This is a genomic window from Paenibacillus cisolokensis (genome assembly GCF_018403665.1).
Lineage (GTDB): Bacteria > Bacillota > Bacilli > Paenibacillales > Paenibacillaceae > Paenibacillus_AH > Paenibacillus_AH cisolokensis.
The window spans coordinates 1-10,190 of the sequence record NZ_BOVJ01000086.1 but is presented as its reverse complement, the minus strand read 5'-3'; the positions used below and the strand labels follow the sequence as shown (position 1 = coordinate 10,190).

Genomic DNA, 10,190 nt, shown 5'->3' with positions numbered 1-10,190 from the left:
GGGGCGGGCCGTTCGCGGTCCGTCGTTCCCTCTGCCGTTCCTTCCGCCGCCATGCGGCCATTTTCAAGCACGATGTTCCAATCGGCATGCACAAGCGTCGTTTTGCGTTGCGAGATGACAAGGCAAGTCGCGCCGTGACGTATGCTGAAAAGCCGTTCCCACCATTTCCGCTCCGTCTCCGCATCCAGAGCGCTGGACAAGCCGTCGTCGCACACGAACAACTCGGCATCGCGAACGCAAAGGCATGATTTGCCGGGTTGATTTTGAACGTTTGTATGTTACAATATACGAGAACAAATGTTCGCAATCAACTGCTTCTTTTCTAATTTGCGGATAAAACGAGGGTGGGACGATGAAACGGACGATCCGTTACGAAACGCTGATAGCCAAAACGGTGCTCAATCCGGTCAAGGCGCCTTCCATGACTTTCGGCTGGTCGATCAATCCCTACAGAGGGTGCCAACACGGCTGCAGCTTCTGCTATGCGCGGTCGACGCACGCCTTTCTCGGGCTTGACGCCGACGATACATTTCAAAACCGCATCATGATCAAGGGCAACGCGCGGGAAGCGCTCGCCAGACAGCTGAAACGAATGACGCCGGCCCGGCTCGCCTCCCTGCGCGCCGGGCATGTCGTCATCGGCACGGCCACCGACCCTTACCAGCCGGCGGAGAAGGACGCGAAGCTGACGCGCGGCTGCCTCGAATTGCTGGTCGAATACGGCATTCCCGCATCGGTCACGACGCGCTCGCCGCTCGTCCTGCGCGACCTCGACCTGCTGAAGAAATTGCCGGGAGGGTCGGTCAATATTAGCATCGGCACGCTTGACCCCGCGATCTGGCGCGCATTCGAGCCGTCCACGCCGTCCCCCGCGAAGCGGATGGAAACGCTCCAGGAGCTGCGCAGCGCCGGTATAACGGCAGGCGTGTTTATCGCACCGATACTGCCTTATATTTCGGACCATCCGGAGAAAATTTACGAGTTGATGGCCAAGGCGGTCAAGGCGGGCGCTTCTTTCGTCATGACGTCCTTCCTCCGGCTTAGCACGCCCGAAGTGAAAAGCTGGTTCATGCAGACGCTCTCCTTCCACTATCCCCATCTCAAGCGCGCATACGAAACGCTGTATGCAAGCTCGGGCACGGTACCGGACAGCTACAAGGAACCGCTCTCCGCGAATTATCGTGACATCCGGAAGCGGCTCGGCCTTCAAGACGGCGGCGGAAGCGGTCCCGTCGGCAATACCGCCCCGCCGCCAGGACGACAGCCGAAACCGCCCGCGGCAACGGAAAGCGTAGAACAACTGTCCTTCCCGTTTTGACATCGCTGGCAGGACGCGCCTGCTCCGCTGCCTTTAGCGCACCTGCAGGCGCGATCGCTTGCTCCGTTGCCCATAGCGCACCTGCAGGCACTCGCCTGCTCAGGCGCCATAGCGCACCCGCAGGGCCTTAGTACCAGCGCGCCCGTTTCCCCGTCCGCGGTGAAAGCCGCGCCCCGCCCCCCCAAAATGCCGATCGGGCAACGGAATCGATCATCCGTCACCCGACCGGCGAAACCTTATGACAACAAGCTTTTATGCATCCAGATTGCGGCCTGGGCCCCGTCGCCCATCGCGATTATCGCTTGTTCGGAATGAACCGTAACGTCGCCTGCCGCCCATACATGCTCCACATTCGTCAATTTCGTACGCGGATCGACCTTGATATGGCGGTTGTCCGCTACCGCTACGCCGAGCTGGACGGCCAGTTCCGATTTGACCTCGTTGCCGCCAAGCGCCAGAAAGGCGCGATTGAAGGGCATGCGGTCGCCCGACTGAAGCTCGATGCCCAGCAACTCGCCGCCGTCCGTCTCGAGCCGGATCACCGCCTCCTCGCGGTACTCGATCCCGAGATGCCGGATTTGCTCCATCCTGTCCGGCGAGATAGCCTTCCCTTCATGGTTCACATAGACCAGATCGTTTGTCCAGTAGGCCAGCGTAAGCGCCATATTCGCGCCCGCATCGCCCGAACCGATCACAAGCGTGCGCCGTCCGCGCACCTCATAACCGTCGCAATCCGGACAAATAAAGATCGTCAAGCCGAGACAAGGCAGCAGCCCGGGCAAGTCGGGCAACCGATCCTTCACGCCCGTGGCGAGCAGCAGCCGCCTGGCGCGATACACTGTCCCGTCGTCCGCATGCAGAGTAAACGAATCGCCTCTTCGCTCCGCCCTCCCGATATCGGCCCTGACGAACCGGACGCCCAGCTCTTCGGCCTGTCTGCGCCCCAGTCGGAGCAGCTCGGGGCCGCTCACCCCGTCCGGCCAGCCGAGCAGGTTGTGATAACGCCTGCACAGGCTGGAACGGCCGCCCTCGCGGTCCAGCACCACGACGCTGTGCCGGTATCTTCCGAGCTGGATGGCGGCCTGCACGCCGGCGAAGCCGCCGCCGACAATCGCGCAATCGTAATTCACAGCTTTCCGCCCCTTTGCCATCGTATGCCGGGCATACGGTATTTTCCCTCTCATTATGGCGGCGTACGGCTGCTTTTAAACGTCGGTTGCGAAAAGCCGAATCGCTAATCGAAGGCGCAAGGGCGGTCCGGCTCGCGCAAGTATTGAAACATGAGGCGAATTTGCGATTCCGTATTGCGTTCGGTCGAAAGCTGCGGCAGCCCGTCTTCGGCGAAAAATCCGACGCCGTCGGTTTCGAGCCCTGCTTGCGCCGATCCGCCGCATATCTCGCAGCGGATGAACAATTTATAGGTGTCGTAAGGCGAAGGCGGATGCGGATGAAGCCGCTTGTCGAACACCGCCAGCAGACGTTCCGCCCGGACTTCGTAACCGGCCTCCTCCCGCGTCTCCTTCACGGCGATTTCGCCCGGAGACAGGCCGATATCGGCCCAGCCGCCCGGAAGGGACCAGCATCCGTCCGCCTTCTCCCGAACCATCAGCAGCTTGTTGTCGCGGAATACGACAGCGCGAACGTCAACCTTCGGCGTCGCATATCCTTTCTCATTGGCGAACAATTCGCGGACGACGGCCGCCTCCGTGCCGGTTTGGGCCGCCATCATTTCAACGCTCAGCTCGCGAATCTCTTCGAATCTTTCCCGGTCGTACGGATCCTTCGAATAGGTCAACCCCGCCTGTGCTATTGCCTGCAGACGCTTCGCCCAGCGCAGCCACTTCATCGGCATCGGTCAATTCTTCTCCCGATCCAGCGTTTCGCGAATAACGTGCAGCGCGTTCGTTGCGGACGGAAACCCGACATACGGAATGCATTGAATGACCGTTTCCATAATCTCGCGCTCGGTCAGCCCCGCCCGAAGCGCAGTATGGGTATGCAGCCGCAGTTGGGCATGTGCGCCTTGCGTAATGAGCGTCGTCAGGGTCACAAGAGCCTTCTGCTTCTTGTCCAGCCCCGTCCGGCCGTAAATATCGCCGAAAAATCCGATTAACAATTCCGCGAACCCTTCGTCCATCGCGGCAATCTGGTTCAGCGCGGCATTGCCGTGCTCTCCCATCATATCGTACATGACCTGCCTGCCCTTTTCGACACGCGACAGTTCCATATTATTCGTCCCCCCTGTTCCTTCGCTCTACCGCTTCATCGTCGGCGGCGTCTCCAGCGGGTCGACGATGATGTCGAGCACGGCCGTCCGACCCGAAGCAAGCGCCGCGCGCATCGCATGTCCGATATCCTCTTCCGTCAGGCACCGGAACCCGAGCGCTCCGAGCGATTCGCCGAACGCCGCGGCGTCGATCGGCTGTTTATAGATGGCGCCGATCGCTTTGCCCAAATATTTCGTCATGCCTTTCTCCACCATATCGAGACGGCCGTTGTTCAGCACGACGAAAATAACCGGCACGTCATAATTTACCGCGGTCGACACTTCCGTACCGTGCATCAGCATGCATCCGTCACCCGTCAGGCACACGACCGTCTGTTCCGGCCTGGCCAGCTTCGCGCCCACCGCATATCCGATCGCATGGCCCATGGCGCCGAACAAGCTGTCGAAAATGAACGTGCCTGGCGTGTGTACAACATAATCCCGAATCGCATAAAACGTATGGCTGCCGCAATCTCCGAACAGCAGCGCGTCTTGCGGCATATGTCTCTGCATCGCCCGTATGGCGTCGCCGGAAGAGATAAAGCCTCCTCTGTCCGGACGTTCCGGCCGTCCGTCTCCGGCAGACGGCGCCGCCGCAATCGCGGAGGGACCCGACGGCACCGCTCCCGACGCTTCTGCCAGTACCGGCATTCCATTCTGCACCGGCGCTTCTGCCAGTACGGGCGTTCCGTTCTGCGGCGATGTCTCGTCCAGTACCGGCGTTCCGTCCTGTACCGGCGCTTCGGCCGCAGCCGCCGCTTCCCGCGAGACGCGGACGGCCTCCATCTCCGGCTGGCCGCCGGACATCCGCCCCGACAGACGCAGGAGCTCGGCCAAATTCGCCTTGATGTCGCCAAGCACGGGAACGGTCGGGCAATCGATCGTCTTGCCGATAAACGTCGGCTCGAAATCGAAGTGAACGATTCGTTCCGGTTTCATTTCTTCCCGGTAGCCGGAAAGCGTCATATCGCTCAGCTTGGTGCCGATGACGAGCAGCAGATCGGTACCTTCAAGCAAGTAACGGTCGGCCTTGTCCGTGCCGCCGAGACCGAAGCCCCCCAGCGACAGCGGATGCAGAGTCGGAAAAGCGCCTTTCGCGCTGGCCGTCGTCATGACCGGAATGCTCCAGCGCTCCGCGAGCCGGCGCAGCTCGTCATACGCCCTCGCGCTATGGACGCCTTTGCCGGCAAATATAACCGGGCGTCTCGCGCGCTCGATCAACTCGGCGACATGGCCGAGATTCAGGGAGCATGTCGGAGAAAAGCTTGGCAGCTCAAGCTCGAAAGGTTCGATCTGTTCTTGAAATACGTCGTAGGGGATCGATAAATGGACGGGGCCACGCACGCCGGAAAACGCCCGCTCCATCGCATGGCGCAAATAGGTTTTCAGCAAATCGCCTCTTTCGACCCGCATGCTGAATTTCGTCACCGGCTCCAATATTTTGACAATATCGGTTCCGAAATAAGAGGCGTCCTGGCCAAGCCCGGCACCGGTATCTTTCATCGACGGGTGACCGGTTATGAACAGTACGGGCAAATTCGAAGCTTTGGCCTGAGCTGCCGAGGTCACAAGGTTCGTGCCGCCGGGGCCGGATGTTCCGAGGCAGACGCCGAGCGTCTCTTTCCCCCATGCGAAGCCGGATGCCTCGAATCCGGCCGCGCCTTCGTGGCTGCTTAACACAAAGCGGATACCTACCCGATCGCAAGCATTAATGATCGGCAGAATGGCCTTGCCTGGGACGCCAAATACATGCGTCACTGCCCACGACTGGAAATGTTTGGCCAAAACAGCAGCTACACTCTCCATCCCGGTCACTCCTTCGCATCGTAATTTTCGGAAAAATAGGAACTCCTTCCAGACTCGAACTGTGATCGACAGACGGATCGGGGACTCGACTTGTTTTCACGGATTTCGAAAAGCGGCAGCCGCGCGACTTCTCAGTTTTTCTCCAGCAACTTCACAACCTGATCCGGCGGCAGCGGTTTGCTGATATAGTATCCCTGCACTTCGTCGCATTTTTGCTAAGCAAAAAGTCGAACTGCTCGCTCGTTTCCACGCCTTCCGCGATGACGCGAAGACCGAGCAGATGGCCCATCGCGATAATCGTACCGACAATGTCGGCATCGTTGGAATCGCTGATGAGATCGCGGACGAACGACTGATCGATTTTGAGCCTGTGCAGGCCGAACCGCTTCAAATGATTGAGCGAGCTGTACCCGGTACCGAAATCGTCCATCGCCAGCTGTACGCCCAGTTCCTTCAAAGCGTTCAGTGTGCCTACCGCATGATCGACGTCCATCGCCATCGTCTCCGTCAGCTCAAGCTCCAAATATTGCGGATCGAGGCCGGTTTCTTCAAGCACGGAAGCGACGGTCTGGACGAACGCCTCGTCCGAAAACTGCAGGGCCGACAAGTTGACCGAAACGCGAATCGGCCGGAACCCCTCGTCCTGCCAGCGTTTGTTTTGCCTGCACGCTTCATTGAGCACCCAGAGACTGAGCGGCAGGATGAGGCCGGTCTCTTCCGCAACCGGAACGAACTTGTCCGGCGAAATAATGCCCAATACCGGATGCTGCCAGCGAACGAGCGCTTCCAGGCCGACAAGCTGTCCGGTTGAAGCGATGACCTGAGGCTGGTAATGAAGCAGCAGTTCGCCGCGTTCGATAGCCTTGCGCAGGTCCATCTCCAGCACGAGCTGTTCATGCGTAATGAGCGGCATATCCGGATCGAAAAACTGATACGTATTTTTGCCTTTCGCCTTCGCCCTGTACATCGCGGTATCGGCAAATATCATCAGGGAGTTGACGTCGGTGCCGTTGTCGGGACATACGGCGATGCCAAGGCTGGCGGATACATGGAAGTCGTATTCGCCGATGACGAACGAAGTGCCGAACGTCTTCAGCACCTCGCGCGCGGTCTCTTCGATTTCCTTCACGTGCGGGCGTTCGAGTACGATCATAAACTCGTCGCCGCCCATGCGCGCAACCAGATCCCCGCTGCCGATGCACCGGACGAGCCGGGAGGCGACCTGCTGGAGAAGAACGTCGCCTTCGCTGTGCCCAAGCGTGTCGTTGACCATCTTGAACCGGTCGAGATCGAGGAACATGACCGCCAATTTGTTGCCATCGCTGCGCTCGTAATCGCAAATTTTGTCTTCCAGATATTTGATCAGCATACGGCGGTTCGGAAGCGTCGTCAGCTCGTCGTGATACGCCATGTAGTTGATTTTCATCTCGGTTTCGTACCGTTCGGTAATATCGCGGAAATGGCCGTATGCGCCGATCAGACTGCCCTTCTCGTCCCGGATCGGGAATACGTCGAACAGACCGACAAGATTGCGAAGTTCGATCCGCAGCTCGATATCCTCGAAGCGGCTGCCCTTTTCCAGCACTTGGGTGAAATAGGAACCGACATACGGCAGCGACTGGGCGAGTTGTCCCAGCATCTTCTCCCGGGGTACGCCGATAATATTGGTGGCGCATTTGTTGATTTCCGTAATCTGCCCTTTGCGGTCGGTGACGATGACGGCGTTGATTTCGGTCTCCATCATGATCTGATTCAATATATGCAGCTGTTTATTCTGATTGCGGAGCATAATCTCCCGCTCGATCAAATCCAGCGTCGACTGCAGCATATTCATGAAAAGCGGATTATGCAATCCGGCCGTCGTCATCAGACAGATCGTCCCTGTCAGATCGCCGAGCTGTTCGAAGCGAAACGGTACGGAATAGCAGGCTGCCTGGTAAAATACGCGGTGATAATGATCGTCCCCGACAAGCTGAATCGGCCTTTTCAGACGAAGCGATAAATTGACGACGTTCGTGCCGGTCAATTCCTCCGTAAACCGGACGCCTTCCTTGAAGCCGATCTGATCCATAAAGCTTTTGATGCTCTCGTCGCCGCGAATTTGCAAAATGCTGGCTTCATAGTCGCAGACGGCCAACAGGACGGGGATCGGCTCCGCGATCGTGCCCAGCATCCGTTCCATAAAATGGTCGGTTATCGCCAGAAACTCGCCGTAATCGCGAAGCTTGTCCCGAAGCTCGGCATCGGATAGCTGCTCAAATATAGGCAATTGCGAAGGGTCGATTCCGTACTGCTCGCAAAGGCTTTGCGATTCCAGGACGTATGACGGTTTGGTACCCGTAATCCGAAATCCTGTTTTCGTTGCATGATTGCTCTTCATCGGACGTCGCCTCGCCATTCGTTAATATGATGTTGTGAGCGCTCCTTATAGCTGCAGTCTGTTGTCATTACAGCCGGATCCCCCCTTTTCCGAGCAAATCGTTTGGCATGAAAAAAGCCCTGGGCACCGAATTGCGGACCGAACGGCTGATATACCCATGGCGTAAAAGTTCATATGTATGGCCGGCAGGCGATGGCCGCCTGCAACCCGATCCGACTTGCATGACAGCTGTCATACCCTGTTGGTTTATTATTTATGTAACATAAGGAGCATCGGCCGTCAATGATTTCCGCTTTCCCTTTCCATCATTTAACGACAAAAGACGCGGGTTCTTTCCGCGTCTATAGTTCTCATTTTTCATTTTCATAGGACTATCGGCTCTTCCGTCGTCATGGCGCCTCCGCCGGGCATTTCCACCGTCTTGCCGCACGGCAGCGTCACCCGGACCGGCACTCCGTCCGGAGTCGTTACCGCGATGCGGAATATGCCATTTCGCCTGCTCCAACTGACGTCGACCGGTCCATGCGGCGTCGCGGCGCGGCCTTCCGCTTCGGTCAGCGACAGACATTGCGGTTCGATTCCGATGACCGACCATCCGTGCGCTGCCGGACGAACGCCGAGCAGCGCATGCGTAAATTCGTACAGCGGCAGCGCGCCCCAGGCATGGCAATCGCTGCGCTGCATGAACGGATCTTCCGGCCAGGTCGTCAAACCGAGCTTAAGCAGTTCGCGCCACGGCTTCCATAGCGCTTCCGTCCGGTCGTAACGGCCCGTCTTTTCGAGCGCGCGAAACAGGTAGAACGACATGGCATAAGAGCACACCGGCAGGTCATCGGCCGCCAGCATCCGATCCATAAGGGACGCCGCGGCTTCCCCCTGTTCGATTTCCGCGAGAACCGCCCACACCTGGGCATGCTGGCTGTACCATTCCAGTCCGGGCCCTTCGCGGTAAAGCCCGCGTTCCTCCGACCAGCACAGCCGCTTCAGCGCCTCGGCCGTTGACTCGGCCATCTGTTCGTATTCCCGGGCCGTCTCCGTTCGTCCGGTCAGGCGCAGCAAACGGGCGGCCGCCTTCAAGGCGCATACGAACACGGCGTTGTGGCAAGCGGAAGGGCCGTGCAGCGTGGCGGCCGGCGCGCCGAGCGTATCCGACCATTCCGGCACCCAGTCGAAAAACTCCCAATATCCGAGCTTTTCCACAAGGCCGTGCGGCCCGCGCTTGCGCGCGTACCAGCCGACAATCGAGTCGACGGCCGGCCGGCAGCGAAGCAGCAATCCGGTATCCCCGGTTTGCCACACATAATCCTCCAGCATAAAGATCCAGTGCAGCGCAAAAACGGGAATCACTTGCGGCTCCATCGACGGAAAGCGGGCCTGAATGATGCCTTCGGGCAGCAGCGAGGCTTGATAGTCCTCAATGGCCCGCCTGGCCAGCCGTACATCTCCGGACAGCCGGTACGTAAACAAAATTTGCAGGCGGGTATCCATCACGTACTGCAGCTGCTCGTAATACGGGCAATCCTCGTACGTCTCGTGCATGCAGCGCTTCAGCGTGCGCACGCTTACGTCCCACAGCGGACCGGTCCAGTCGGCGGATGTCCGGACCGCCGATACTTCCTCCAGCGGGTAGCCCGTCTCGCGGTATGTCGGAGGATAAACGGCAACCGGCTCGTCCCCTGCTGTCACCTCGATGCGTACAAATCGGAACGTCCGCCACCAGAACGGCTCGTACGTCTCCTCTCCGCCGCCCGTTCTGTAATGGTCCTCATGGCCAAGCAAATCGTATTGATCGGCATCGTCGCGCCGTCCCTTCTCCCGGAACGCGCGCTTTCCGATGCGGGAGTAACTTTCCGCATAGCGGATGCGCACGGCCGCGCCCGCTCCTCCGGTCAGCCGCAGCGACAGATAGCCTGTCGTCAGCTCTCCGGCGTCGAGCACGACGGCGCGCGTTTCGTTCGCGGCGACGTCAAGCGGCTCTGTCAGAGCGGGCCCGAACGTGCCGAAAGGCGTGCCGTCCCTTCCGCGAGGCATCTCGCGGATAAAACGGCGCGGCCGTTCATACAGAAGCGGAATCGGCCGCTCCAGCAGCGGAAACGGCGGTATGAGCCCGTAAGTCCGGCCGTCCGCCGGCCACCTCGTTTCGGGCGCAGACCAGTGCGCTTCGTCCGTGCGTCCGCCGTCCGGTCCGTTCCAACCGTGCGGCAGCAGCCCCCCATCCACCCGTTCCATCGCGCCGAGAAAGGCCGTCCCGCCGTAGGGCTCCCACTTCACCGCCCGGTCCAGCATCACTTCCCACGGCGCGGCACCTTCCTTGCCGGTCGCCACATCGGCCGCCGTCTCCCCTCCCGGCAGGATGCAGCGGCCGCTCGCTACGAGGCAAGGGCCGGCAGCGTTCGCCGAAACCGCGAACGGCCCGCCCC

General features: G+C 59.6%; 7 protein-coding genes and 1 pseudogene. 1 reads left to right on the top strand and 7 read right to left on the bottom strand.

Annotation, left to right across the window (positions count from 1 at the left end; all coding sequences use genetic code 11):
• Positions 1-221 (bottom strand): annotated as a pseudogene (locus tag PACILC2_RS12675) (hypothetical protein); the annotation flags it as partial.
• 131 nt (positions 222-352) lie between these two features.
• Between PACILC2_RS12675 and PACILC2_RS12670 the strand changes: the two are divergent.
• Positions 353-1,318, top strand: a complete 966-nt coding sequence (locus PACILC2_RS12670; protein WP_213529054.1) for an SPL family radical SAM protein — start codon at positions 353-355, stop codon at positions 1,316-1,318.
• Positions 1,319-1,554: 236 nt separating this feature from the next.
• Here PACILC2_RS12670 and PACILC2_RS12665 read toward each other — a convergent pair whose 3' ends face one another.
• The 6 genes from PACILC2_RS12665 to PACILC2_RS12640 form a co-directional block, all read right to left on the bottom strand.
• Positions 1,555-2,448 carry an NAD(P)/FAD-dependent oxidoreductase gene (locus PACILC2_RS12665; RefSeq protein ID WP_213529053.1) on the bottom strand — a complete coding sequence of 298 codons (894 nt, stop codon included), beginning with the start codon at positions 2,446-2,448 and terminating at the stop codon, positions 1,555-1,557.
• 104 nt (positions 2,449-2,552) lie between these two features.
• Positions 2,553-3,170 carry an NUDIX hydrolase gene (locus tag PACILC2_RS12660; RefSeq protein ID WP_213529052.1) on the bottom strand — a complete coding sequence of 206 codons (618 nt, stop codon included), beginning with the start codon at positions 3,168-3,170 and terminating at the stop codon, positions 2,553-2,555.
• Between the two features lie 3 nt (positions 3,171-3,173).
• Positions 3,174-3,545 carry a carboxymuconolactone decarboxylase family protein gene (locus PACILC2_RS12655; RefSeq protein WP_213529051.1) on the bottom strand — a complete coding sequence of 124 codons (372 nt, stop codon included), beginning with the start codon at positions 3,543-3,545 and terminating at the stop codon, positions 3,174-3,176.
• 27 nt (positions 3,546-3,572) lie between these two features.
• Positions 3,573-5,390 (bottom strand): thiamine pyrophosphate-binding protein, encoded by a 1,818-nt coding sequence (locus tag PACILC2_RS12650; RefSeq protein ID WP_213529050.1) that lies wholly within the window; start codon positions 5,388-5,390, stop codon positions 3,573-3,575.
• A 151-nt stretch (positions 5,391-5,541) separates the two neighbouring features.
• Entirely contained in the window at positions 5,542-7,770 is a 2,229-nt protein-coding gene (locus tag PACILC2_RS12645; protein ID WP_244863475.1) for an EAL domain-containing protein, read from the bottom strand.
• Positions 7,771-8,133: 363 nt separating this feature from the next.
• On the bottom strand, positions 8,134-10,190 hold a 2,057-nt coding region (locus PACILC2_RS12640), incomplete at its 5' end, for a family 78 glycoside hydrolase catalytic domain (protein ID WP_213529049.1).

What these genes read in the sequence shown, in the direction of transcription:
- PACILC2_RS12670 (WP_213529054.1), top strand. Translation starts at nt 353, where the DNA reads ATGAAACGGACGATCCGTTACGAAACGCTGATAGCCAAAACGGTGCTC.
- PACILC2_RS12660 (WP_213529052.1), bottom strand. Translation starts at nt 3,170, where the DNA reads ATGCCGATGAAGTGGCTGCGCTGGGCGAAGCGTCTGCAGGCAATAGCA.
- PACILC2_RS12655 (WP_213529051.1), bottom strand. Translation starts at nt 3,545, where the DNA reads ATGGAACTGTCGCGTGTCGAAAAGGGCAGGCAGGTCATGTACGATATG.
- PACILC2_RS12650 (WP_213529050.1), bottom strand. Translation starts at nt 5,390, where the DNA reads ATGGAGAGTGTAGCTGCTGTTTTGGCCAAACATTTCCAGTCGTGGGCA.
- PACILC2_RS12645 (WP_244863475.1), bottom strand. Translation starts at nt 7,770, where the DNA reads ATGAAGAGCAATCATGCAACGAAAACAGGATTTCGGATTACGGGTACC.